This window comes from Blastococcus aggregatus (assembly GCF_900221005.1).
GTDB classification, from domain to species: Bacteria; Actinomycetota; Actinomycetes; order Mycobacteriales; family Geodermatophilaceae; genus Blastococcus; species Blastococcus aggregatus.
Map to the genome: position 1 here is coordinate 635,918 of NZ_OBQI01000002.1, position 21,204 is coordinate 657,121.

Sequence of the window (21,204 nt, forward strand, 5' to 3'; positions counted from 1 at the left end):
TTCCTCAGGCTGCCGGCCGGTGCGAGGGGCGGCTGCGTTCCATGGTGGTGCTGTCGTTGCTGATCAGCGTGCCGGGCCCGGGAGCCCGTCCGGACGGCGGGGTCTCCCCCGCCGCCCGGTGTGGATCAGAGCTGCTCGGTCTCCTGGTAGGAGCCCTCGTCGTACTGGGGCTGCTGCTCGAAGCCGGGGGCGAACTCGCCGGTGCCCTGGTAGGCGTCGGTCTCGTAGCCCTCGTCGTAGCTCTCGACCGAGGTCGGGATGAATCCGGGCGGGCTGTCCTTGAGGGCCAGACCCATCGCCGCGAGCTTCATCTTGACCTCGTCGATCGACTTCGCGCCGAAGTTGCGGATGTCGAGCAGGTCGGCCTCGGAGCGGGTGACGAGCTCACCGACGGTGTGCACGCCCTCGCGCTTGAGGCAGTTGTAGGACCGGACGGTGAGGTCCATGTCCTCGATCGGCATCGAGAAGTTGGCGATGTCGGCGGCCTCGGACGGGCTGGGCCCGACCTCGATGCCCTCGGCGTCGATGTTCAGCTCGCGCAGCAGACCGAAGAGCTCGACCAGCGTCGACCCGGCGGACGCGATGGCGTCCCGGGGGGCGATGGAGGGCTTGGTCTCGACGTCGACCACGAGGCGGTCGAAGTCGGTGCGCTGCTCGACGCGGGTGGCCTCGACGGCGTAGGTGACCTTGAGGACCGGCGAGTAGATCGAGTCGACCGGGATGCGGCCGATCTCCTGGCCGGGCTGCTTGTTCTGCGGGGCCGGGACGTAGCCGCGGCCGCGCTCGACGACGAGCTCGACCTCGAGGCGGCCCTTGCCGTTGAGCGTGGCGATGTGGAGGTCGGGGTTGTGCACCTCGACGCCGGCCGGCGGCGCGATGTCCGCGGCGGTGACCTCACCGGGGCCCTGCTTGCGCAGGTACATCGTCACCGGCTCGTCGGAGTCGGAGCTGACGACCAGGCCCTTGAGGTTGAGGATGAGCTCGGTCACGTCCTCCTTGACCCCCGGCACGGTCGTGAACTCGTGCAGGGTGCCCTCGATCCGGATGCTGGTGACAGCAGCGCCGGGGATCGACGACAGGAGGGTGCGGCGCAGGGAGTTGCCGAGGGTGTAGCCGAAGCCCGGCTCGAGCGGCTCGATGACGAACCGCGAGCGCTGCTCCGAGATGGTCTCCTCGGTGAGGGTGGGGCGCTGTGCGATGAGCATGGTGTCTCCTTGAGGTCCTCCGGCGACCGCCATATGACGCCGTGAGGGGGGTGGTGCCGGCGGGGCGGACATCGGTCCGCCCGCCCCGCCGTCGTGCAGGTGCTGCGCTTACTTGGAGTAGAGCTCCACGATCAGCTGTTCCTGGACCGGGGTGTCGATCACCTGACGGGCCGGGATGCTGTGCACGAGCACGCGCAGCTGGCTGCTGATGACCTCGAGCCACGGGGGCACGGGGCGCTCGCCGGCGCGGGCCTGGGCGATCTCGAACGGCAGCATCGTGCGGGACTTCTCAGCCACCTCGACGATGTCGTTGTCGGTCACCCGGTACGACGGGATGTCGACCTTGCGGCCGTTCACCCGGATGTGCCCGTGGCGGACCAGCTGACGGGCCATGTCGCGGGACTCGGCGAAGCCGGCCCGGTAGACCACATTGTCCAGGCGCGACTCCAGGATCTGGAGCAGGACCTCGCCGGTCTTGCCGCTCTTGCGGTTGGCCTCTTCGTAGTAACCGCGGAACTGCTTCTCCAGCACGCCGTAGATGCGGCGGGCCTTCTGCTTCTCGCGAAGCTGGAGCAGGTACTCGCTGTCCTTGGTGCGGCCACGGCCGTGCTCGCCCGGCGGGTAGGGCCGGATCTCGATCGGGCACTTCGCGGACTCGCACTTGCTGCCCTTGAGGAACAGCTTCATCTTCTCGCGCCTGCAGAGGCGGCAGTCGGCTCCGGTGTAACGGGCCACGTCAAATACTCCTAGATCGTCTCGTCAGTGACCGGTCAGACCCGGCGGCGCTTCTTGGGGCGACAGCCGTTGTGCGGCTGCGGCGTCACGTCCTGGATCTGCCCGACCTCGAGGCCCGTGGCCTGCAGGGAGCGGATGGCCGTCTCGCGACCGGAGCCAGGGCCCTTCACGAAGACGTCGACCTTGCGCATGCCGTGCTCCTGCGCCTTGCGCGCGGCGTTCTCGGCAGCCATCTGCGCCGCGAACGGCGTGGACTTGCGCGAGCCCTTGAAGCCGACGTGGCCGGCGGAGGCCCAGCTGATCACGTTCCCGGCCGGGTCGGTGATCGACACGATCGTGTTGTTGAACGTGCTCTTGATGTGCGCGGCGCCGTGGGCGACGTTCTTCTTCTCCTTGCGGCGGACCTTCTTGGCACCAGCCGCGGTGCGAGCCCTGGGAGGCATGTCTCTCCGGTTTCCTTCAGTTGCTGTGGCCTGGGGTTGCTGCCGCGAGGCAGCACACGTGTCGCGCCATCGCTCCCGCCCTCACGGGTAGCTGCGACCGCACGTCGACGTGCTGTGGGTCAGCGGGCCTTCTTCTTGCCCGCGATGGTCTTGCGCGGGCCCTTGCTCGAGCGCGCATTGGTCTTGGTGCGCTGGCCGTGGACGGGGAGTCCACGACGGTGACGCAGCCCCTGGTAGCAACCGATCTCCACCTTGCGGCGGATGTCGGCGGCCACCTCGCGGCGGAGGTCACCCTCGACGCGGAAGTGCTCGTCGATGTAGTCGCGGAGCTTCAGCAGATCCTCGTCACCGAGGTCCTTGACGCGCAGGTCCGGGCTGACGCCCGTCGCGGCCAGGGTCTCCTTGGCGTGGGTCTTGCCGATGCCGTAGATGTACGTGAGGGCGACCTCCATCCGCTTCTCGCGGGGAAGGTCGACGCCTGCCAGTCGTGCCATGTTCTGGTACTCCCTCAGCCCTGGCGCTGCTTGTGCCGGGCGTTGTCGCAGATGACCATGACCCGGCCGTGCCGGCGGATCACCTTGCACTTGTCGCAGATCTTCTTCACCGACGGCTGGACCTTCACCGGTGCCGCCCCTCATTCCTCGATCGTGTGCCGGCCGCGTCTCTGCCGGTGGGCAGTCGCTGACCGAGCGGTTACTTGTAGCGGTAGACGATGCGACCGCGCGTCAGGTCGTAGGGCGAGAGCTCCACGACCACGCGGTCCTCGGGCAGGATGCGGATGTAGTGCTGACGCATCTTGCCGCTGATGTGGGCGAGCACCCGGTGCCCGTTCTGCAGTTCGACCCGGAACATCGCGTTGGGCAGCGGCTCGACGACGCGACCCTCGACCTCGATGGCCCCGTCTTTCTTCGCCATGCCCTACACGCACTCCTTGACTCGGTGGTACTCGGTCCTCGTCCGCGCCCACGGGTGTACCCGGGACGACGGACTCGGTGATGTCGCAGAACAGGTGGTGCTGGCGCTCTCGCGAGGGCGCTCCCCGTCACGCGGCCACAGCACGACGAAAGAACGGCGCTAGCGCCACAGGGAATCGTACCTGACGACCCGCCGGTTCCCAACCGGCCCCCATGAGGGCTGCGCTACAGCCCACGGCGGCCGATCGGCAGCGGTGCCGATCAGGATCGCGGCGTGATCCCGAAGGGAGCCAGTCCGGCCACCCCGCCGTCCTCCGCCGTCAGCACCCACGGGCCCTCGGGCGTGATCGCCACGGAGTGCTCGAAGTGGGCGGCCCGGGAGCCGTCCTTGGTGACCACGGTCCAGCCGTCGTCCAGCTCGACCGTCGCCGGATCGCCCACGGTGACCATCGGCTCGATCGCCAGGGCGAGCCCCGGCACCAGCTTCGGTCCGCGGCCGGCCCGGCCGTAGTTGAGCACGTGCGGGTCCTGGTGCATCTCCGTACCGATGCCGTGCCCGCCGTAGTGGTCGACGATCCCGTACGGGTGCGCGTGCGACCGGATCGACTCCTCCACGGCTGCGCTGATGTCGGTGAGCCGGCCACCGGCCACGGCCCGCGCCAGGCCGGCCCACATCGAGCGCTCGGTCACCTCGATGAGGGCGGCGTCCTCCGGAGAGGCCTCCCCCACCGTCACGGTGATCGCGGAGTCGCTGTGCCAGCCCGCCAGGATGGCCCCGCAGTCGATCGAGATGTTGTCGCCCTCGGCCAGCTGCCGGTCGGGATTCGGGATCCCGTGGACCACCTCGTCGTTGATCGACGCGCAGATGGTGCCGGTGAAGCCGTGGTAGCCGAGGAAGTTCGGCACGGCGCCCTCCGAGCGGATGTGGTCCTCGGCGACCGCGTCGAGCTCACCGGTGGTGACACCGGGCCGCACGGCGGCCCTGACCGCCGCCAGTGCCCCGGCCGTCACGAGCCCGGAGGCGCGCATGAGCTCGATCTCGTGCGCCGTCTTGATCTGGATCATCCGTCCACTCCACTTCGCCAGCAGCGGCACCCGGGCCAGCAGCGCCTCGCGGCGATCGCCGTGCACTGCCGACCGACCTCAGGCGTCGGCCGGGGCCGCGCTCGCGTGCGTGTCCTCGGGGTCGACGCCGAGCGCGCGCAGCGCCCGGGCCGTGACCTCGTCCACCGCACCGATCGCGTCGATGCGGGACAGCAGGCCCTCGCCCTCGTAGAACCCCGACAGCGGCGCGGTCTGTTCCCGGTAGACCTCGAGGCGGTGCCGCACCGTCTCGGGCTTGTCGTCGTCCCGCTGCACCATCTCGCCGTCGACGAGCATGCGGCGACCGGAGAGCCGGCGGACCAGCTCCTCCTCGTCGACGACGAGCTCGAGCACGCGGTCCAGGCCGTGACCCAGATCGGCCAGCGACGCGGCCAGCTGCTCGGCCTGCGCGATGGTCCGCGGGAAGCCGTCCAGCAGGAAGCCGCCCTCGGCGTCCGGCTCGGCGAGGCGGTCCTTGACCATGGCCACGGTGATCTCGTCGGAGACGAGGTCGCCGGCGTCCATGTAGACCTTGGCCTTCTGGCCGAGCTCGGTCGCCCCGCTCACGTTCGCCCGGAAGATGTCCCCGGTCGAGATGGCCGGGACGGCGAGGCGGCCCGCGATGAACTGCGCCTGGGTGCCCTTGCCCGCTCCGGGGGGCCCCAGCAGGACGATGCGCACTACTTCAGGAACCCTTCGTAGCTGCGCTGGTTCAGTTGCGTCTCGATCTGCTTCACCGTCTCCAACCCCACTCCGACCATGATCAGCACTGCGGTCCCGCCGAACGGGAAGTTCTGGTTCTGCCCCTCCTGCGTCACCGCGAGGAAGAAGTTCGGCAGCACGGCGACGATGCCGAGGTAGAGCGCGCCCGGCAGCGTGATCCGGGACAGCACGTACTGCAGGTACTCCGCCGTCGGGCGACCCGGGCGGATGCCGGGGATGAAGCCGCCGTAGCGCTTCATGTCGTCGGCCCGTTCCTCCGGGTTGAACGTGATCGACACGTAGAAGTACGTGAAGAAGACGATCAGCGCGAAGTAGAGCGCCACGTGCACCGGGCTGCTCTGGTCGATGATGTACGTCTCGAAGAACTGGCGGACCGAGCCCGACTCGTCACCCTGGAGCTGGCTGATCAGCTGCGGGAGGTACAGCAGCGACGAGGCGAAGATGACCGGGATGACGCCGGCCTGGTTCACCTTCAGCGGCAGGTAGGTCGACGTCCCGCCGTACATGCGCCGCCCGACCATGCGTTTCGCGTACTGGACGGGGATGCGCCGTTGCGCCTGCTCCACGTACACGACCGCGCCGATGATCAGCACTGCGAAGGCGCAGACGACGGTGAAGACCAGCACGCCGCGGCTCTGCAGGATGCCGCCGCCCTCGGCCGGGATGCGCGCGGCGATCGAGGTGAAGATCAGCACGGACATGCCGTTGCCGATCCCCTTCTCGGTCAGCAGCTCGCCGAGCCACATGATCAGCGCGGTGCCGGCGGTCAGGGCGATGACCAGGACGATCGTCGTCCAGACCGAGTCCGACGGGATGATCGGCTCGGAGCAGCCCGGGAAGAGCTGGCCGCTGCGGGCCAGGGCGATGATGCCGGTGCTCTGCAGCACCGCGAGGGCGATCGTCAGGTACCGGGTGTACTGGGTCAGTTTGGCCTGACCCGACTGCCCTTCCTTCTTCAGCTGCTCGAAGCGCGGGATGACCACGACCAGCAGCTGGACGATGATGCTCGCGGTGATGTACGGCATGATGCCGAGCGCGAAGACCGACAGGCGCAGCAGTGCGCCGCCGGAGAAGAGGTTGACCAGCGAGTAGATGTCCCGCTGGGAGCCCGACTGGGCGATGTCGAGACAGTTGTTGATGGCCTCGACCGACACCCCCGGACCGGGCACCTGGGCGCCCAGCCGGTAGACGGCGATGATCGCCAGGGAGAACAGCAGCTTGCGCCGGAGATCTGGCGTCCGGAACGCCGCGGCGAACGCCTGCAGCACGTGCCCTCCCCTTCTCGGTCGGACGACATTAGCAATCGGCCCGCCCCGCACATGTGCAGGGGCGGGCCGAATGGTGGATCCCGGCGTGCTCCCGCCGCGAGCGCACTCGCGGCGGGAGCCGGGACCCGGGTCAGATGCGGGTCGTGCTGCCCCCGGCTGCGCCGATCTTCTCGGCCGCGGCCGAGGAGAAGGCGTGGGCCGAGACGTCGACCTTGACGCCGCCGAGCTCGCCGGTGCCGAGCACCTTCACCGGCTGGTTGCGGCGGACCGCGCCGGCCTCGGCGAGGGTGTCCGGGTTGACCGTGCCGCCCTGGGGGAACAGCGCCGCGATCCGGTCGAGGTTGACGACCTGGAACACGATCTTGTTCGGGGGCTTGAAGCCCGAGAGCTTGGGCAGCCGCATGTGCAGCGGGGTCTGCCCACCCTCGAACCGGGCGGAGGTATTGCCGCGCGCCCCGGTGCCCTTGGTGCCGCGACCGGCCGTCTTGCCCTTGGAGCCCTCACCGCGACCCACACGGGTCTTGGCGGTGTGAGCGCCCGGGGCCGGACGCAGGTGGTGGACCTTCAGAGTCATAGCGAGTCTTTCCTCAGACCTCTTCGACGGTGACCAGGTGCGGCACCGTCGCGACCATCCCGCGGATCTCGGGACGGTCCTCCTGGACGACCGAGTCGTGGATCCGCTTCAGGCCCAGCGAACGCAGCGTCTGACGCTGGTTCGGCTTGGTGCCGATCCCCGACTTGATCTGGGTGACCTTCAGCTGCGCCATCTCAGACTCCCTGGCCCGCACGGGCACGGAGCATGGCCGCCGGGGCGACGTCCTCCAGGGGCAGACCGCGGCGGGCCGCGATCTCCTCGGGACGGACGAGGTCCTTCAGCGCCTGCATCGTGGCGTGCACGATGTTGATCGGGTTCGAGGACCCGAGGCTCTTGGAGAGCACGTCGTGGATGCCGGCGCACTCGAGGACGGCGCGCACCGGACCACCGGCGATGACACCGGTACCCGGGCTGGCCGGCTTGAGCAGCACGACACCGGCCGCCGCCTCACCCTGCACGGGGTGCGGGATGGTGGCGGCGATGCGAGGCACCTTGTAGAAGTGCTTCTTGGCCTCCTCGACACCCTTGGCGATCGCCGCGGGCACCTCCTTGGCCTTGCCGTAGCCGACGCCCACGGTGCCGTCACCGTCGCCCACGATCACCAGGGCGGTGAAGCTGAAGCGACGACCACCCTTGACGACCTTGGAGACGCGGTTGATGGCGACCACGCGCTCGATGTAGTTGCTCTTCTCGGCGGGCGCGCCACCGGGGCCCCGGCCGCCGTCACGACGGTCCCGACGGTCGTTGCCGCCGGCACCGCCGGCGCCACCGGCACCGCCGGCGCCGCCGCCGCGTCGCTGTGGTCCTGGCATCAGACGTCCCTCTCGATCTGCTCGCTCGTGCTGCTGGTGTGGGTGGTCATCAGAAGTCCAGCCCACCCTCGCGGGCACCGTCGGCCAGAGCGGCGATCCGCCCGGCGTACCGGTTGCCACCACGGTCGAACACGACCGCCGTGACGCCCGCGGCCTTCGCCCGCTCCGCCACCAGGGCACCGACCTGACGGGCGAGGGCGGACTTGTCGCCCTCGGCGCCGCGCAGGCTGGCATCCATCGTGGAGGCGCTGACCAGCGTGCGGCCGAGCGTGTCGTCGACCAGCTGCACGTGGATGTGGCGCGTGCTCCGCTTGACCACCAGGCGCGGACGCTCGGCGGTACCGGAGACGCGCTTGCGCAGCCGGTTGTGGCGACGCAGCCGCGACGTGCGGCGCGCCGTACTGATGTCGGTTCCGACGGGCTTGTGGACCCGAGCGGCCTTCTCTGCCTGAGCCATCACTTACCCGTCTTCCCGACCTTGCGCTTGACGACCTCGCCCTGATACCGCACGCCCTTGCCCTTGTACGGGTCGGGCTTGCGGATCTTGCGGATCTTGGCTGCGACCTCACCGACGAGCTGCTTGTCGATTCCCGTGACCCGCAGACGGGTCGGGGTCTCGACGGCGAAGGTGATGCCGTCCGGTGCCTTGACGGGCACCGGGTGGCTGAAGCCCAGGGCGAACTCGAGGTCCGAGCCGCGCGCCTGGACGCGGTAGCCGACGCCGACGATCTCGAGGGTCTTGGTGTAGCCCTCGGTGACGCCGGTGATCATGTTGGCGATGAGCGTCCGCGAGAGCCCGTGCAGGGCGCGGTTCTGTCGCTCGTCGTTGGGGCGCTGCACCCGCAGCGTGCCGTCCTCGTCGTGCTCGACGGTGATCGGCGCGGCGACCGTGTGGCGGAGTTCGCCCTTGGGCCCCTTCACGCTGACCGTCTGACCGTCGATGGCGACGTCCACGCCACCGGGCACGGCGATCGGGAGTCGTCCGATCCGTGACATCTTCGCTCGCTCCCTTACCAGACGTAGGCGAGGACTTCCCCACCCACGCCCTTCTTGTTCGCCTGCTTGTCGGTGAGCAGTCCGGTGGACGTGGAGATGATCGCCACGCCCAGGCCGCCGAGCACCTTGGGCAGCGAGGTGGACTTCGCGTAGACCCGCAGACCGGGCTTCGACACGCGCCGGACACCGGCGATGCTGCGCTCGCGGTTCGGGCCGTACTTGAGGTCGATGACGAGCTGCTTGAACGTGCTGCCGTCCTTCTCGATCTCCTTGACGCTCCAGCCGGCGATGTAGCCCTGCTCCTGGAGGATCTGTGCGATGTGCGTCTTCAGCTTCGAGGACGGCATCGCCGCGGAGTCGTGGTACGCCTGGTTGGCGTTCCGCAGACGCGTCAGCATGTCCGCGATCGGGTCGGTCATGGTCATGGGTGGTGGTGCCTCTCTCGCCGCGGTTCCTCATGCGCCGGGTCTCCGGGACTTGGCGCGTGGGCCTTTCGGCGATCGGTGGAGCCGTGAGTGGTGCAGGGGGGTGGTGCAGTTACCAGCTGGACTTCTTCACGCCGGGGAGCTCCCCGGCGTGGGCCATCTCCCGCAGGCAGATCCGGCAGAGGCCGAACTTGCGGAACACCGAGTGCGGACGACCGCACCGCTGGCAGCGGGTGTAGCCACGGACCGCGAACTTGGGCTTGCGGGCCGCCTTGTTGATCAGCGCCTTCTTGGCCATTGCTTCTCTCCTGCCCGACTCAGCGGACGGTCGTGATGACGGGCGACCCGGCGAAGGGGAAGCCGAGCTGGCGGAGCAGCTCGCGACCCTCCTCGTCGTTCGTGGCAGTGGTGACCAGCGTGATGTCCATACCGCGCGGCCGGTCGATCTTGTCGACGTCGATCTCGCGGAACATCGACTGCTCGTTCAGCCCGAACGTGTAGTTGCCGTGGCCGTCGAACTGCTTGGAGTTCAGGCCGCGGAAGTCACGGATGCGGGGCAGGGCGAGCGACAGCAGGCGGTCGAGGAACTCCCACATGCGGTCGCCGCGGAGGGTCACCTTGGCGCCGATCGGCATGCCCTCGCGCAGCTTGAACTGCGCGATGGACTTGCGGGCCCGGACGACGGCCGGCTTCTGACCGGTGATGGCGGTGAGGTCGCGGACCGCGCCGTCCATCAGCTTCGCGTCGCGGGTCGCCTCGCCGACACCCATGTTGACCACGATCTTGGTCAGACGCGGGATCTGCATGACGTTCTCGTAGCCGAACTCGCTCTGCAGCGCCGGCACGATGGTCTCGCGGTAGTTGGCGAGCATGCGGGGCAGCTCGCGGGAGGGTGCGCTCATGATCAGAGGTCCTTACCGGTGCGCCGCGAGACCCGGATGTTGCGGCCTTCCTCGTCCTTGCGGTAACCGACCCGGGTCGGCTTGTCCTCGGAGTCGATCACCATCACGTTGCTCACGTGGATGGGAGCCTCCTGCGTGACGATCCCGCCCTGCTGGGCGCCGCGCTGGTTGGAGCTGATGCGGGTGTGCTTCTTGACCCGCCCCACGCCCTCGACCAGGACCTTCTGGAGCTTCGGGTAGGCAGCGATGACGCGGCCCTTGGCACCCTTGTCGCGGCCCGCGAGGACCAGGACGGTGTCACCCTTCTTGACCTTCATGGACGGCGTCTTGCCGTTGCTCGTGGCAGCCATGATCACAGCACCTCCGGGGCGAGCGAGATGATCCGCATGAAGCGCTTGTCGCGCAGCTCCCGGCCGACCGGCCCGAAGATGCGGGTCCCGCGCGGGTCGCCGCTGTCGCGGATGATGACCGCGGCGTTCTCGTCGAAGCGGATGTAGGAACCGTCGGGACGACGGCGCTCCTTCACGGTGCGGACGATGACCGCCTTGACGACGTCACCCTTCTTCACACCGGCACCCGGCAACGCGTCCTTCACGGTGGCGACGATGATGTCGCCGATTCCCGCGTAGCGTCGCCCGGAGCCCCCGAGAACCCGGATGCAGAGGATCTCCTTCGCACCGGTGTTGTCGGCGACACGCAGTCGCGACTCCTGCTGGATCACGTGCTACTCCCAAATACTTGTGGTGACAGCCGGGCCGGAACGGTGAACCGGCTGTCCGGTACCGCGTGCGGACGCACCGGCGGCGTGAGCCGCCGGTGCGCACCGTCGCACGGGTACCGGGATGCGGCGCGCGAACCGCTGAGCGGTGAGATGCGCGCCGATGGTCCAGGGTACTCCTACCCGATACGGCCCCGGAGGGCCGCCTCTTACTTGGCCTTCTCGATGACCGAGACGACGCGCCACCGCTTGGTGGCAGACATCGGCCGGGTCTCCATGATCTGCACGCGGTCACCGATGCCGGCGACCCCCTGCTCGTCGTGGACCTTGAGCTTGTTCGTGCGGCGGATGACCTTGCCGTAGAGGGGGTGCTTCACGCGGTCCTCCACCTCGACGACGATGGTCTTCTCCATCTTGTCGCTGACCACCAGGCCCTCACGGACCTTGCGGTACCCACGACCGGCCAGGCCGGGGCCCGACGCTTCCTGGGTCTCGCTCATGCCACACCCTCGTTCGGGGCGACCGAGAGACCCAGCTCGCGCTCGCGCATGATCGTGTAGATCCGGGCGATGTCGCGGCGGACGGTCTGCAGTCGCCGGTTGTTGTCCAGCTGGCCGGTGGCCACCTGGAACCTCAGGTTGAACAGTTCTTCCTTCGACTCACGCAGCCGCGAGGCCAGCTCGTCGGCGGAGAGCTCGCGCAGCTCGGGAGCGGTCAGACCGGCGGCCATCACACTTCTCCTTCTCGCGTGATGAAGCGGCACTTCATCGGCAGCTTGTGGATCGCGCGGCGCATGGCCTCGCGGGCCACGGGCTCGGCGACGCCGGACAGCTCGAACAGGACGCGGCCGGGCTTGACGTTGGCCACCCACCACTCGGGCGAACCCTTACCGGAACCCATGCGGGTCTCGGCCGGCTTCTTGGTCAGCGGACGGTCCGGGTAGATCGAGATCCACACCTTTCCGCCACGCTTGATGTGCCGCGTCATCGCGATACGAGCGGACTCGATCTGACGGTTGGTCACGTAGGCGGGCTCGAGGGCCTGGATCGCGAACTCACCGAAGTTGATCTCGGTACCGCCCTTGGCCTTGCCCGAACGGCTCGGGTGGTGCTGCTTGCGGTGCTTGACGCGCCGTGGGATGAGCATGGCGTCAGGCCCCCTCTTCCGAACTGGTAGCCGTGGTGGTCTCGGCCGCCGTGTTCTCGGCAGCCGCGGTCTCGACGGCGGCGGTGGCCTCGGGGCCGGCAGCCTCGGCGACGGTCTGCTCGGGAGCGACCTCACCGGAGGTCTGCGCGACGACGGCCTCGGGAGCCTCGGCCGCGGGGCCGGTCCCCTCGGTCGCGGCAGCGCGGCCGGCCTCGGTGCCGCCGGCGGTGGTGCCCGACGAGCCCGAACGGCGCGGGCGCTGGGGGCGCTCGCGGCGCTGACCCTGACGCTCGGCCAGGGCCTCGAGGGCGGCGCGCTCGGCGCGCGATCCGCTGACGTCACCCTTGTAGATCCACACCTTGACGCCGATGCGACCGAAGGTGGTGCGGGCCTCGTAGATGCCGTAGTCGATGTTGGCCCGGAGCGTGTGCAGCGGGACGCGACCCTCGCGGTAGAACTCCGAGCGGCTCATCTCGGTGCCGCCGAGGCGACCCGAGCACTGCACGCGGATGCCCTTGACCTGCGGGCTGCGCTGCGCCGACTGCATCGCCTTGCGCATGGCACGGCGGAAGCTCACGCGGGAGGAGAGCTGCTCCGCCACGCCCTGGGCGACCAGCTGCGCGTCGGACTCGGGGTTCTTGACCTCGAGGATGTTCAGCTGCACCTGCTTGCCGGTGAGCTTCTCGAGCTCGCCACGGATGCGGTCGGCCTCGGCGCCACGGCGACCGATGACGATGCCCGGGCGGGCGGTGTGGATGTCGACGCGGACCCGGTCACGGGTGCGCTCGATCTCCACCTTGGAGATGCCGGCCCGCTCCATGCCCTTGGACATGAGCTTGCGGATCGCGACGTCTTCCTTGACGTAGTCGGCGTACAGCTTGTCCGCGTACCACCGGGACTTGTAGTCGGTGGTGATCCCGAGCCGGAACCCGTGCGGGTTGACCTTCTGACCCACTAGCGGGTCCCTCCCTTCGAGTTGCTGGTGGACTGCTGGGTCGCGGGGCCGACCATGCCGGTGTCCCGGCGGGCCTTGCGCGACTTCTGCGCGAGGTCGGCGCTGGAGGCGACCTCGCTCACCTCGATGGTGATGTGGCTGGTCCGCTTGTTGATGCGGAACGCACGACCCTGCGCACGCGGACGGATCCGCTTGAGCGTGGGGCCCTCGTCGACGTAGGCGGCGCTGACGACCAGCGCGGCCGGGTCGAGCTGCAGGTTGTGCTCGGCGTTGGCCACCGCGCTGGCGACCACCTTGGCGACCGGCTCGCTGGCGCTCTGGGGGGCGTAGCGCAGCAGCGCCAGCGCCTCGTCGGTCGGCAGGTAGCGGACCAGGTCCACCACCCGACGGGCCTTCATGGGGGTCACGCGGACGAACCGGGCCGTAGCCCGGGCGACCGGTGCCTCCTGTCCCAACTGGGAAGTCATCTGAATCTCTCTCTACCTGGTCAGCCCCGCCGCGAGCGGCGGTCGTCCTTGATGTGCCCACGGAACGTGCGCGTGGGGGCGAACTCGCCGAGCTTGTGCCCGACCATCGCCTCGGTCACGAACACCGGGACGTGCTTGCGGCCGTCGTGCACCGCGAGGGTGTGACCCAGCATGTCCGGGATGATCGTCGAGCGGCGTGACCAGGTACGGATCACGTTCTTGGTGCCCTTTTCGTTCTGGGCGTCCACCTTCTTGAGCAGGTGGTCGTCGACGAACGGGCCCTTCTTCAGGCTGCGTGGCATGTCTGTCGGCTCCTATCCCGCTCAGCGCTTCTTGTTGGCGCGCCGGCGGCGCACGATCAGGGCGTCACTGGCCTTGCGCTTGCGCGTACGGCCTTCCGGCTTGCCCTTGGGGTTCACCGGATGACGACCACCGGAGGTCTTGCCCTCACCACCACCGTGCGGGTGGTCGACCGGGTTCATGGCGACACCGCGGACGGTCGGGCGCTTGCCCTTCCACCGCATGCGGCCGGCCTTGCCCCAGTTGATGTTCGACTGCTCGGCGTTGCCCACCTCGCCGACGGTGGCGCGGCAGCGCACGTCGACGTTGCGGATCTCGCCCGACGGCATGCGCAGCTGGGCGAAGCGGCCCTCACGCGCGACCAGCTGGACGCTCGTGCCCGCCGACCGGGCGATCTTCGCGCCGCCACCGGGCCGGAGCTCGATGGCGTGGATGACCGTACCGACGGGGATGTTGCGCAGCGGCAGGTTGTTGCCCGGCTTGATGTCGGCCGCGGGGCCGCACTCGACCGTGTCGCCCTGCTTCAGCTTCGCCGGCGCGATGATGTACCGCTTCTCGCCGTCGGCGAAGTGCAGCAGCGCGATCCGCGAGGTGCGGTTCGGGTCGTACTCGATGTGCGCCACCTTGGCGGGCACGCCGTCCTTGTCCGCCCGGCGGAAGTCGATCAGCCGGTAGGCGCGCTTGTGACCACCACCCTGGTGGCGAGCGGTGACCTTGCCGTGGACGTTGCGTCCACCGCGGCCGTGCAGCGGCCGGACCAGCGACTTCTCGGGATGGTCGCGGGTGACCTCGGCGAAGTCGGCGACACTGGAGCCGCGGCGGCCCGGCGTCGTCGGCTTGTACTTGCGGATAGCCATGGGTCGTGAGTCCCTGTCTGTTCTCTCTGGTCCGGTCGGTGGTCGGGTGCCGTCAGGCGCCCGGTCCGCCGAAGATCTCGATGCGGTCGCCGGGGGCGACGGAGACGATGGCGCGCTTGGTGTCCTTGCGCTTGCCCATCTGCGTGCCACGGCTGCGCTTGCGCTTGCCCTGGCGGTTGATCGTGTTCACGCCGAGAACCTTCACGTTGAAGATCTGCTCGACCGCGATCTTGATCTGGGTCTTGTTGGCCTCGGGCAGCACGATGAACGTGTACTGGTTGCTGTCGAGGAGCCCGTAGCTCTTCTCGGAGATGACCGGGTAGAGGAGCACGTCCCGGGGGTCGCGGACGCTCATGCCTTCTCCTCGGTGGTCTCTTCGACGGTGCCCTCGCCGGCGGCGGGGGCGATGGACGGGACGCCACCGGAGATCTCGCGGGTGGCGAGGTCGGGCAGGTCGGCGCCGGAGCGCTTCCCCTTGGCGGGCCCGGAGACGAACTCGGCCAGCGCGGTCTCGGTGAAGACGACCTCGTCGGACACCAGCACGTCGTACGTGTTGAGCTGGCCGGCCTCGATCAGGTGCACCTGCGGCAGGTTGCGCAGGCTCACCCAGTTGAGGACGTCGTCGTGGTCGAGGACCACGAGGACCCGCTTGGCCGAGGTGATCGCGTTGAGCGTCGCCATGGCGGACTTGGTCTTCGGGGCGTCGCCGTCGACGAACGCCGAGACGACGTGGACCCGGCCCTCGCGTGCCCGGTCGGAGAGGGCACCGCGGAGCGCGGCAGCCTTCATCTTCTTGGGCGTCTTCTTCGTGTAGTCACGCGGCACCGGGCCGTGGGCGACGCCACCGCCGGAGAACTGCGGCGAGCGCAGCGAACCCTGGCGGGCGCGACCGGTGCCCTTCTGGCGGTACGGCTTGGCGCCGGTACCGCTGACCTGGGCCCGCGTCTTGGTCGAGTGCGTGCCCTGGCGGGCCGCGGCGAGCTGCGCCACGACGACCTGGTGCATCAGGGAGACGTTCGCGTCGGCGTCGAAGAGAGCGCCGGGCAGCGTCACGCTGCCCGAGGTCTCCCCCGCCGGCGTGCGGACGTCGACCTGACGGTCGGTGCGCTCGGGTGCCCCGCCGTTGATGGTCGTGGTCACTTCTTGTCACTCCCCACGGGGCCGCCCTTGACGGCCGAACGAACGAGCAGGAGCCCGCCCTTCGGGCCGGGGATGGCGCCCTTGATCAGCAGCAGGCCGCGCTCGGTGTCGACCTTGTGGACGACCAGCGACAGCGTCGTGGTCTTCACGTGGCCCATGCGGCCGGCCATCTTGAGGCCCTTGAACACGCGACCGGGGGTCGACGCGCCACCGATGGAACCGGGGTGGCGGTGCTTGCGCTTGACGCCGTGTCCCGCGCCGAGGCCCTTAAAGCCGTGACGCTTCATGACACCGGCGGTTCCCTTGCCCTTGCTCGTACCGATGACGTCGACCTTGGCCACGCCGTCGAAGACGTCGGCGTTCAGCTCCTGGCCGACCGTGTAGTCGCCGGCGTCCTCGGTGCGCAGTTCCACCAGGTGCCGCCTCGGCGTCACGCCCGCCTTGGTGAAGTGCCCGCCCTCGGGGCGGTTCACCTTCCGCGGGTCGATCTCACCGAACCCGAGCTGGACGGCTGAGTAGCCGTCGACCTCGGGGGTGCGCACCTGGGTCACCACACACGGGCCCGCCTTGACGACGGTCACCGGCACGAGGCGGTTGTTCTCGTCGAATACCTGGGTCATCCCCAGCTTCTCGCCGAGGAGACCGCGAAATGTGCTCGCCATGTCTGCTGACTGCCCTTACTGAATGTTGACGTCGACCGAGGCCGGGAGGTCGATGCGCATCAGCGCGTCGACCGTCTTCGGCGTCGGGTCGAGGATGTCGATGAGCCGCTTGTGCGTGCGCATCTCGAAGTGCTCGAACGAGTCCTTGTACTTGTGCGGCGAACGGATCACCGCGTACACGTTCTTCTCCGTCGGCAGCGGCACCGGGCCGACCACTCGCGCTCCGGTCTTGGTGACCGTCTCGACGATGCGTCGCGCCGAAGCGTCGATCGCCTCGTGGTCGTAGGCCTTCAACCGGATGCGGATCTTCTGTCCCGCCATCGCTGTCTTCTGCTCCTGCCGATCGGTTGTGAAAGTTCGAGTGGGTCTGCTGACCCGGGGTGGGTCCGGCGAGTTCAACTCCGGACCCGGAGTGGGTGGCGGCCGGCCAGCGGCCGCCACCCACCGGGGGTGTTACTTGAGGATCTTGACGACGCGACCGGCGCCCACGGTCCGACCACCCTCACGGATGGCGAACTTCAGGCCCTCCTCCATGGCGATGGGCTGGATGAGCTCCACCGTCATCTCGGTGTTGTCACCGGGCATGACCATCTCGGTGCCGGCGGGCAGGGTCACCACGCCGGTCACGTCCGTCGTCCGGAAGTAGAACTGGGGACGGTAGTTGTTGAAGAACGGCGTGTGACGGCCACCCTCGTCCTTCGAGAGGATGTAGACCGAACCCTCGAAGTTGGTGTGCGGGGTGATCGAGCCGGGCTTGACGACGACCTGGCCGCGCTCGACGTCCTCGCGCTTGATGCCGCGCAGCAGCAGGCCCACGTTGTCGCCGGCCTGACCCTGGTCGAGCAGCTTGCGGAACATCTCGACGCCGGTGACCGTGGTCTTGGTCGAGTTCTCGCGGATGCCGACGATCTCGATCTCCTCGGAGACCTTCACGATGCCACGCTCGACGCGGCCGGTGACGACCGTGCCACGACCGGTGATCGTGAAGACGTCCTCGACGGGCATGAGGAACGGCTTGTCGATGTCGCGCTCCGGCTCCGGGATCGCGGTGTCGACGGCGTTCATCAGCTCCATGAGCTTGTCGCCCCACTCCTTGTCGCCCTCGAGCGCCTTGAGCGCCGAGACGCGGATCACGGGGAGGTCGTCGCCCGGGAACTCGTACTCGCTGAGCAGCTCGCGGACCTCGAGCTCGACGAGCTCCAGGATCTCCTCGTCGTCCACCATGTCGGCCTTGTTGAGGGCCACCACGATGTAGGGGACGCCGACCTGGCGGGCCAGGAGGACGTGCTCCTTGGTCTGCGGCATCGGGCCGTCGGTCGCCGCGACCACGAGGATCGCGCCGTCCATCTGCGCGGCACCGGTGATCATGTTCTTGATGTAGTCGGCGTGCCCGGGGCAGTCGACGTGCGCGTAGTGACGGTTCTCCGTCTGGTACTCGACGTGCGCGATCGAGATCGTGATGCCGCGGGCCTTCTCCTCGGGCGCCTTGTCGATCTGGTCGAACGCAGACGCCTCGTTGAGGTCCGGGTACTTGTCGTGCAGGACCTTGGTGATCGCCGCGGTCAGCGTCGTCTTGCCATGGTCGATGTGCCCGATGGTGCCGATGTTGACGTGCGGCTTGGTCCGCTCGAACTTGGCCTTGGCCACTGGGTTCCTCTCCTCGTGGTTACGCAGGTGGTGCGTGCTCTGGGGTTTCGGGCGGGGCCCGCCGGCCGCGGGCTGGGCCCGCGTCCGGTCTTGCCGTTACTCGCCGGTCGCCTTGGCGATGATCTCCTTGGCGACGTTGGCCGGGACCTCGGCGTACGAGTCGAAGACCATCGAGTAGCTCGCCCGTCCCTGGGTGCGGCTGCGCAGGTCGCCCACGTAGCCGAACATCTCCGACAGCGGGACCAGGGCCCGGACGATGCGGGCGCCGGAGCGCTCCTCCATCGCCTGGATGGTGCCGCGGCGGGAGTTGAGGTCGCCGATGACGTCGCCCATGTTCTCCTCGGGCGTGGTCACCTCGACCGCCATGAGCGGCTCCAGCAGGGCCGGGCTGGCCTTGCGTGCCGCCTCCTTGAAGGCGATCGATCCGGCGATCTTGAAGGCCATCTCCGAGGAGTCGACCTCGTGGTACTGGCCGTCCAGCAGCGACGCCTTGACGCCGACCATCGGGTACCCGGCCAGGACGCCGTACTGCATGGCGTCCTGCATGCCTTGGTCGACCGAGGGGATGTACTCCTTCGGGATGCGACCACCGGTGACCTTGTTCTCGAACTCGTAGGTCGCCGAGTCGGCGCTCATCTCGAGCGGCTCGAGAGCGATCTGCACCTTCGCGAACTGGCCGGAGCCACCGGTCTGCTTCTTGTGCGTGTAGTCGTAGCGCTCGACGCCCTTGCGGATCGTCTCGCGGTAGGCGACCTGCGGCTTGCCGACGTTGGCCTCGACGTTGAACTCGCGGCGCATGCGGTCGACGAGGATCTCCAGGTGGAGCTCGCCCATGCCGGAGATGACCGTCTGGCCCGTCTCCTCGTCCAGCTTGACCTGGAAGGTCGGGTCCTCCTCGGCCAGCTTCTGGATCGCGGTGCCGAGCTTCTCCTGGTCGCTCTTCGTCTTCGGCTCGATCGCGACCGAGATGACGGGAGCGGGGAAGGACATCGACTCGAGGATCACCGGGTTCTGCGGGTCGCAGAGGGTGTCACCCGTCGTCGTCTGCTTGAGGCCGTTGACCGCCACGATCTGACCGGCGCCGACGCCGGCGCGCTCTTCGCGCTTGTTGGCGTGCATCTGGTAGATCTTGCCGATCCGCTCCTTGCGGTCCTTGGTGCTGTTCAGCACCGCGGTCCCGGAGTCGAGCCGGCCCGAGTACACGCGGACGTAGGTCAGCTTGCCCAGGTGGATGTCGGTCTGGATCTTGAACGCCAGCGCGGAGAACGGCTCGTCCTCGTCGGCGTGACGCAGGACCTCGGTCTCGCCGTCCAGCGCGGTGCCGACGATCGCCTCGATGTCCAGCGGGCTGGGCAGGTAGTCGACGACGGCGTCGAGCAGGGGCTGCACACCCTTGTTCTTGAACGCGGTGCCGGTGAGGACCGGGTTGACCTGGCCGCCGATGGTGGCCTTCCGGATGGCCGCCTTGAGGCGGTCGACCGCGATCTCCTCGCCGGCGAGGTAGTCCTCCATCAGCGAGTCGTCGAAGTCCGCGATGTTCTCGAGCAGCTTCTCGCGGTACTCCGCGGCCTGGTCGGCGAGCTCGGCCGGGATCTCCTCGATCTCGTAGTCTTCGCCCAGCTTGGTCTCACCGCGCCAGGTGAGCGCGCGCATCTGGACCAGGTCGACGACGCCGATGAAGTCGGCCTCGGCCCCGATCGGCAGCTGCAGCACCAGCGGGTTGGCCGCCAGCCGCTCGACCATCATGTCGACGCAGCGGAAGAAGTCGGCACCGGTGCGGTCGAGCTTGTTGACGAAGCACATGCGCGGGACGCCGTACTTCTCGGCCTGGCGCCAGACCTGCTCGGTCTGGGGCTCGACGCCGGCGACACCGTCGTACACCGCGACCGCACCGTCGAGCACGCGGAGCGAGCGCTCCACCTCGACGGTGAAGTCGACGTGCCCGGGGGTGTCGATGATGTTGATGTCGTGGTCGTTCCAGGAGCACTTCGTCGCGGCGGACGTGATGGTGATGCCGCGCTCCTGCTCCTGCTCCATCCAGTCCATCGTGGCCGCGCCGTCGTGGACCTCACCGATCTTGTACGTGATACCGGTGTAGAAGAGGATGCGCTCGGTGGTGGTCGTCTTGCCGGCGTCGATGTGCGCCATGATCCCGATGTTCCGGGTCTTGCGGAGCTGGGCCTCGTTGCTGGCCATTGCTTCTCCTCTTGGTTCAGGTCCGTGTGCGGGTGCCGGGACTACGACCTCGTGAGTGCGTCCCGGGATTCCCGCCGACGGCGGGCGCTGGTCGCGTGCGTTACCAGCGGTAGTGCGCGAAGGCCTTGTTCGCTTCGGCCATCTTGTGCGTGTCCTCGCGGCGCTTCACGGCGGCACCGAGGCCGTTGCTGGCGTCGAGGAGCTCGTTCATCAGGCGCTCGGTCATCGTCTTCTCGCGACGGGCCCGGCTGTACTGGATGAGCCAGCGCAGACCGAGGGTGGTGCTGCGCGAGGCGCGGACCTCGACCGGGACCTGGTAGGTCGCGCCACCGACGCGGCGGCTGCGGACCTCGAGGCTCGGCTTGACGTTGTCCAGCGCGCGCTTGAGCGTCACGACCGGGTCGGTGTCGTTCTTGGCGCGGGCACCCTCGAGGGCGCCGTAGACGATCGCCTCTGCGATCGAGCGCTTGCCGTCGACGAGCACCTTGTTGACCAGCTGGGTGACCAGCTGCGACTGGTAGACCGGGTCGATGACCAGCGGCCGCTTCGGCGCGGGGCCCTTGCGAGGCATTAGCTCTTCTCCTTCTTGGCGCCGTAGCGGCTGCGGGCCTGCTTGCGGCCGCGGACGGCCTGCGTGTCCAGCGAGCCGCGGATGATCTTGTAGCGCACGCCCGGCAGGTCCTTCACCCGGCCGCCACGCACGAGCACCATCGAGTGCTCCTGCAGGTTGTGGCCGACACCGGGGATGTAGGCGGTGACTTCGACCCCGCTGGTGAGGCGCACACGGGCGACCTTGCGCAGCGCCGAGTTCGGCTTCTTCGGCGTCGTCGTGTAGACGCGCGTGCAGACTCCGCGGCGCTGGGGCGAACCCTTCAGCGCCGGAGTCTTGGTCTTCTCGACCTTGTCCTCGCGGCCCTTGCGGACCAGCTGGTTGATCGTGGGCATGGGTGGCCTGGATCTCCTACCTGCGCTGGGGTCGTGCTCTGGGTGTGGTGCTTGCTGGTCGTGCACGGGT

Annotated in this window: 34 protein-coding genes; all 34 read right to left on the reverse strand. The window is 68.7% G+C overall.

The window, feature by feature from the left end:
• Nucleotides 1–125: 125 nt before the first annotated feature.
• Nucleotides 126–1,205, reverse strand: a complete 1,080-nt coding sequence (locus CRP29_RS08735) for a DNA-directed RNA polymerase subunit alpha (RefSeq protein ID WP_097194632.1) — start codon at nt 1,203–1,205, stop codon at nt 126–128.
• A gap of 108 nt (nt 1,206–1,313) precedes the next feature.
• Entirely contained in the window at nt 1,314–1,940 is a 627-nt protein-coding gene (gene rpsD / locus CRP29_RS08740) for a 30S ribosomal protein S4 (RefSeq protein ID WP_097194633.1), read from the reverse strand.
• Between the two features lie 35 nt (nt 1,941–1,975).
• A complete protein-coding gene (rpsK, locus tag CRP29_RS08745) occupies nt 1,976–2,383 on the reverse strand; it encodes a 30S ribosomal protein S11 (protein ID WP_040338531.1) in 408 nt (135 codons plus the stop codon).
• A gap of 119 nt (nt 2,384–2,502) precedes the next feature.
• Nucleotides 2,503–2,877, reverse strand: coding sequence for a 30S ribosomal protein S13 (gene rpsM / locus CRP29_RS08750; RefSeq protein WP_097194634.1), 375 nt, complete (start codon nt 2,875–2,877; stop codon nt 2,503–2,505).
• Between the two features lie 14 nt (nt 2,878–2,891).
• A complete protein-coding gene (rpmJ, locus tag CRP29_RS08755) occupies nt 2,892–3,005 on the reverse strand; it encodes a 50S ribosomal protein L36 (RefSeq protein ID WP_012950458.1) in 114 nt (37 codons plus the stop codon).
• 71 nt (nt 3,006–3,076) lie between these two features.
• Nucleotides 3,077–3,298: a translation initiation factor IF-1 gene (infA, locus tag CRP29_RS08760; protein WP_012950459.1), complete on the reverse strand. Its 222-nt coding sequence runs from the start codon at nt 3,296–3,298 to the stop codon at nt 3,077–3,079.
• 260 nt (nt 3,299–3,558) lie between these two features.
• On the reverse strand, nt 3,559–4,428 hold the full coding sequence (gene map, locus CRP29_RS08765) for a type I methionyl aminopeptidase (protein ID WP_245852658.1): 870 nt from the start codon (nt 4,426–4,428) through the stop codon (nt 3,559–3,561).
• 12 nt (nt 4,429–4,440) lie between these two features.
• On the reverse strand, nt 4,441–5,061 hold the full coding sequence (locus CRP29_RS08770; RefSeq protein WP_097194635.1) for an adenylate kinase: 621 nt from the start codon (nt 5,059–5,061) through the stop codon (nt 4,441–4,443).
• Nucleotides 5,061–6,371 (reverse strand): preprotein translocase subunit SecY, encoded by a 1,311-nt coding sequence (gene secY / locus CRP29_RS08775; protein WP_097194636.1) that lies wholly within the window; start codon nt 6,369–6,371, stop codon nt 5,061–5,063. Before secY ends, CRP29_RS08770 begins: the two co-directional genes overlap by 1 nt.
• A 130-nt stretch (nt 6,372–6,501) precedes the next feature.
• Entirely contained in the window at nt 6,502–6,945 is a 444-nt protein-coding gene (rplO, locus tag CRP29_RS08780) for a 50S ribosomal protein L15 (RefSeq protein ID WP_091981733.1), read from the reverse strand.
• A 13-nt stretch (nt 6,946–6,958) separates the two neighbouring features.
• Nucleotides 6,959–7,138, reverse strand: coding sequence for a 50S ribosomal protein L30 (rpmD, locus tag CRP29_RS08785; RefSeq protein ID WP_091770124.1), 180 nt, complete (start codon nt 7,136–7,138; stop codon nt 6,959–6,961).
• A gap of 1 nt (nt 7,139) precedes the next feature.
• Nucleotides 7,140–7,778 carry a 30S ribosomal protein S5 gene (rpsE, locus tag CRP29_RS08790; protein ID WP_097194637.1) on the reverse strand — a complete coding sequence of 213 codons (639 nt, stop codon included), beginning with the start codon at nt 7,776–7,778 and terminating at the stop codon, nt 7,140–7,142.
• A 49-nt stretch (nt 7,779–7,827) separates the two neighbouring features.
• Nucleotides 7,828–8,235 (reverse strand): 50S ribosomal protein L18, encoded by a 408-nt coding sequence (gene rplR / locus CRP29_RS08795; protein ID WP_097194899.1) that lies wholly within the window; start codon nt 8,233–8,235, stop codon nt 7,828–7,830.
• Complete coding sequence (gene rplF / locus CRP29_RS08800; RefSeq protein WP_097194638.1) at nt 8,235–8,774, reverse strand: 50S ribosomal protein L6; 540 nt, start codon at nt 8,772–8,774, stop codon at nt 8,235–8,237. Before rplF ends, rplR begins: the two co-directional genes overlap by 1 nt.
• A gap of 14 nt (nt 8,775–8,788) precedes the next feature.
• Nucleotides 8,789–9,193, reverse strand: a complete 405-nt coding sequence (gene rpsH / locus CRP29_RS08805; RefSeq protein WP_425427068.1) for a 30S ribosomal protein S8 — start codon at nt 9,191–9,193, stop codon at nt 8,789–8,791.
• A 118-nt stretch (nt 9,194–9,311) separates the two neighbouring features.
• On the reverse strand, nt 9,312–9,497 hold the full coding sequence (locus CRP29_RS08810) for a type Z 30S ribosomal protein S14 (protein WP_091981751.1): 186 nt from the start codon (nt 9,495–9,497) through the stop codon (nt 9,312–9,314).
• A 19-nt stretch (nt 9,498–9,516) separates the two neighbouring features.
• Complete coding sequence (rplE, locus tag CRP29_RS08815; protein WP_097194640.1) at nt 9,517–10,101, reverse strand: 50S ribosomal protein L5; 585 nt, start codon at nt 10,099–10,101, stop codon at nt 9,517–9,519.
• Between the two features lie 2 nt (nt 10,102–10,103).
• Nucleotides 10,104–10,451, reverse strand: coding sequence for a 50S ribosomal protein L24 (rplX, locus tag CRP29_RS08820; protein WP_425427069.1), 348 nt, complete (start codon nt 10,449–10,451; stop codon nt 10,104–10,106).
• Nucleotides 10,452–10,453: 2 nt separating this feature from the next.
• Nucleotides 10,454–10,822: a 50S ribosomal protein L14 gene (rplN, locus tag CRP29_RS08825; protein ID WP_091770139.1), complete on the reverse strand. Its 369-nt coding sequence runs from the start codon at nt 10,820–10,822 to the stop codon at nt 10,454–10,456.
• Between the two features lie 206 nt (nt 10,823–11,028).
• Nucleotides 11,029–11,319, reverse strand: a complete 291-nt coding sequence (rpsQ, locus tag CRP29_RS08830) for a 30S ribosomal protein S17 (protein WP_097194641.1) — start codon at nt 11,317–11,319, stop codon at nt 11,029–11,031.
• A complete protein-coding gene (gene rpmC, locus CRP29_RS08835) occupies nt 11,316–11,549 on the reverse strand; it encodes a 50S ribosomal protein L29 (protein ID WP_097194642.1) in 234 nt (77 codons plus the stop codon). Before rpmC ends, rpsQ begins: the two co-directional genes overlap by 4 nt.
• Nucleotides 11,549–11,965, reverse strand: coding sequence for a 50S ribosomal protein L16 (gene rplP / locus CRP29_RS08840; RefSeq protein ID WP_091770143.1), 417 nt, complete (start codon nt 11,963–11,965; stop codon nt 11,549–11,551). The genes rpmC and rplP overlap by 1 nt, the downstream gene beginning before the upstream one ends.
• 4 nt (nt 11,966–11,969) lie before the next feature.
• Complete coding sequence (gene rpsC / locus CRP29_RS08845) at nt 11,970–12,920, reverse strand: 30S ribosomal protein S3 (RefSeq protein ID WP_097194643.1); 951 nt, start codon at nt 12,918–12,920, stop codon at nt 11,970–11,972.
• On the reverse strand, nt 12,920–13,387 hold the full coding sequence (rplV, locus tag CRP29_RS08850; RefSeq protein ID WP_097194644.1) for a 50S ribosomal protein L22: 468 nt from the start codon (nt 13,385–13,387) through the stop codon (nt 12,920–12,922). Before rplV ends, rpsC begins: the two co-directional genes overlap by 1 nt.
• A gap of 20 nt (nt 13,388–13,407) precedes the next feature.
• Nucleotides 13,408–13,689, reverse strand: a complete 282-nt coding sequence (gene rpsS, locus CRP29_RS08855) for a 30S ribosomal protein S19 (protein ID WP_029340037.1) — start codon at nt 13,687–13,689, stop codon at nt 13,408–13,410.
• Nucleotides 13,690–13,710: 21 nt separating this feature from the next.
• Nucleotides 13,711–14,544, reverse strand: a complete 834-nt coding sequence (gene rplB / locus CRP29_RS08860) for a 50S ribosomal protein L2 (protein ID WP_091981769.1) — start codon at nt 14,542–14,544, stop codon at nt 13,711–13,713.
• Nucleotides 14,545–14,596: 52 nt separating this feature from the next.
• Nucleotides 14,597–14,899 carry a 50S ribosomal protein L23 gene (gene rplW, locus CRP29_RS08865; protein ID WP_097194645.1) on the reverse strand — a complete coding sequence of 101 codons (303 nt, stop codon included), beginning with the start codon at nt 14,897–14,899 and terminating at the stop codon, nt 14,597–14,599.
• The gene (rplD, locus tag CRP29_RS08870; protein ID WP_176522882.1) at nt 14,896–15,684 is read right to left on the reverse strand and encodes a 50S ribosomal protein L4; all 789 of its coding nucleotides are present in this window, start codon (nt 15,682–15,684) and stop codon (nt 14,896–14,898) included. The genes rplW and rplD overlap by 4 nt, the downstream gene beginning before the upstream one ends.
• A complete protein-coding gene (gene rplC, locus CRP29_RS08875) occupies nt 15,681–16,346 on the reverse strand; it encodes a 50S ribosomal protein L3 (protein ID WP_097194646.1) in 666 nt (221 codons plus the stop codon). The genes rplD and rplC overlap by 4 nt, the downstream gene beginning before the upstream one ends.
• Nucleotides 16,347–16,361: 15 nt before the next feature.
• On the reverse strand, nt 16,362–16,667 hold the full coding sequence (gene rpsJ, locus CRP29_RS08880) for a 30S ribosomal protein S10 (protein WP_014377994.1): 306 nt from the start codon (nt 16,665–16,667) through the stop codon (nt 16,362–16,364).
• A 132-nt stretch (nt 16,668–16,799) separates the two neighbouring features.
• Nucleotides 16,800–17,993, reverse strand: a complete 1,194-nt coding sequence (gene tuf / locus CRP29_RS08885; RefSeq protein ID WP_097194647.1) for an elongation factor Tu — start codon at nt 17,991–17,993, stop codon at nt 16,800–16,802.
• A gap of 96 nt (nt 17,994–18,089) precedes the next feature.
• Nucleotides 18,090–20,189: an elongation factor G gene (gene fusA, locus CRP29_RS08890; RefSeq protein ID WP_097194648.1), complete on the reverse strand. Its 2,100-nt coding sequence runs from the start codon at nt 20,187–20,189 to the stop codon at nt 18,090–18,092.
• Nucleotides 20,190–20,289: 100 nt separating this feature from the next.
• Complete coding sequence (rpsG, locus tag CRP29_RS08895) at nt 20,290–20,760, reverse strand: 30S ribosomal protein S7 (RefSeq protein WP_091770163.1); 471 nt, start codon at nt 20,758–20,760, stop codon at nt 20,290–20,292.
• The gene (gene rpsL / locus CRP29_RS08900; RefSeq protein ID WP_029340027.1) at nt 20,760–21,134 is read right to left on the reverse strand and encodes a 30S ribosomal protein S12; all 375 of its coding nucleotides are present in this window, start codon (nt 21,132–21,134) and stop codon (nt 20,760–20,762) included. Before rpsL ends, rpsG begins: the two co-directional genes overlap by 1 nt.
• Nucleotides 21,135–21,204: the final 70 nt, after the last annotated feature.

Excerpts from the sequence above, each read along its gene's own strand:
- rpsK (WP_040338531.1), bottom strand. The coding sequence starts at position 2,383 with ATGCCTCCCAGGGCTCGCACCGCGGCTGGTGCCAAGAAGGTCCGCCGC.
- rpsJ (WP_014377994.1), bottom strand. The coding sequence starts at position 16,667 with ATGGCGGGACAGAAGATCCGCATCCGGTTGAAGGCCTACGACCACGAG.
- rpsM (WP_097194634.1), bottom strand. The coding sequence starts at position 2,877 with ATGGCACGACTGGCAGGCGTCGACCTTCCCCGCGAGAAGCGGATGGAG.
- rpmC (WP_097194642.1), bottom strand. The coding sequence starts at position 11,549 with ATGGCCGCCGGTCTGACCGCTCCCGAGCTGCGCGAGCTCTCCGCCGAC.
- rplB (WP_091981769.1), bottom strand. The coding sequence starts at position 14,544 with ATGGCTATCCGCAAGTACAAGCCGACGACGCCGGGCCGCCGCGGCTCC.
- fusA (WP_097194648.1), bottom strand. The coding sequence starts at position 20,189 with ATGGCCAGCAACGAGGCCCAGCTCCGCAAGACCCGGAACATCGGGATC.
- rpsH (WP_425427068.1), bottom strand. The coding sequence starts at position 9,193 with ATGACCGACCCGATCGCGGACATGCTGACGCGTCTGCGGAACGCCAAC.
- rpsE (WP_097194637.1), bottom strand. The coding sequence starts at position 7,778 with ATGCCAGGACCACAGCGACGCGGCGGCGGCGCCGGCGGTGCCGGTGGC.
- rplR (WP_097194899.1), bottom strand. The coding sequence starts at position 8,235 with ATGGCTCAGGCAGAGAAGGCCGCTCGGGTCCACAAGCCCGTCGGAACC.
- rplO (WP_091981733.1), bottom strand. The coding sequence starts at position 6,945 with ATGACTCTGAAGGTCCACCACCTGCGTCCGGCCCCGGGCGCTCACACC.
- rpsQ (WP_097194641.1), bottom strand. The coding sequence starts at position 11,319 with ATGAGCGAGACCCAGGAAGCGTCGGGCCCCGGCCTGGCCGGTCGTGGG.
- rplC (WP_097194646.1), bottom strand. The coding sequence starts at position 16,346 with ATGGCGAGCACATTTCGCGGTCTCCTCGGCGAGAAGCTGGGGATGACC.
- rplF (WP_097194638.1), bottom strand. The coding sequence starts at position 8,774 with ATGTCACGGATCGGACGACTCCCGATCGCCGTGCCCGGTGGCGTGGAC.
- rplV (WP_097194644.1), bottom strand. The coding sequence starts at position 13,387 with ATGACTTCCCAGTTGGGACAGGAGGCACCGGTCGCCCGGGCTACGGCC.
- rplX (WP_425427069.1), bottom strand. The coding sequence starts at position 10,451 with ATGGCTGCCACGAGCAACGGCAAGACGCCGTCCATGAAGGTCAAGAAG.
- rplW (WP_097194645.1), bottom strand. The coding sequence starts at position 14,899 with ATGAGCGTCCGCGACCCCCGGGACGTGCTCCTCTACCCGGTCATCTCC.
- CRP29_RS08810 (WP_091981751.1), bottom strand. The coding sequence starts at position 9,497 with ATGGCCAAGAAGGCGCTGATCAACAAGGCGGCCCGCAAGCCCAAGTTC.
- rpsS (WP_029340037.1), bottom strand. The coding sequence starts at position 13,689 with ATGCCACGCAGCCTGAAGAAGGGCCCGTTCGTCGACGACCACCTGCTC.
- rpsL (WP_029340027.1), bottom strand. The coding sequence starts at position 21,134 with ATGCCCACGATCAACCAGCTGGTCCGCAAGGGCCGCGAGGACAAGGTC.
- infA (WP_012950459.1), bottom strand. The coding sequence starts at position 3,298 with ATGGCGAAGAAAGACGGGGCCATCGAGGTCGAGGGTCGCGTCGTCGAG.
- rpmD (WP_091770124.1), bottom strand. The coding sequence starts at position 7,138 with ATGGCGCAGCTGAAGGTCACCCAGATCAAGTCGGGGATCGGCACCAAG.
- rplP (WP_091770143.1), bottom strand. The coding sequence starts at position 11,965 with ATGCTCATCCCACGGCGCGTCAAGCACCGCAAGCAGCACCACCCGAGC.
- rpsG (WP_091770163.1), bottom strand. The coding sequence starts at position 20,760 with ATGCCTCGCAAGGGCCCCGCGCCGAAGCGGCCGCTGGTCATCGACCCG.
- rplE (WP_097194640.1), bottom strand. The coding sequence starts at position 10,101 with ATGAGCGCACCCTCCCGCGAGCTGCCCCGCATGCTCGCCAACTACCGC.
- CRP29_RS08735 (WP_097194632.1), bottom strand. The coding sequence starts at position 1,205 with ATGCTCATCGCACAGCGCCCCACCCTCACCGAGGAGACCATCTCGGAG.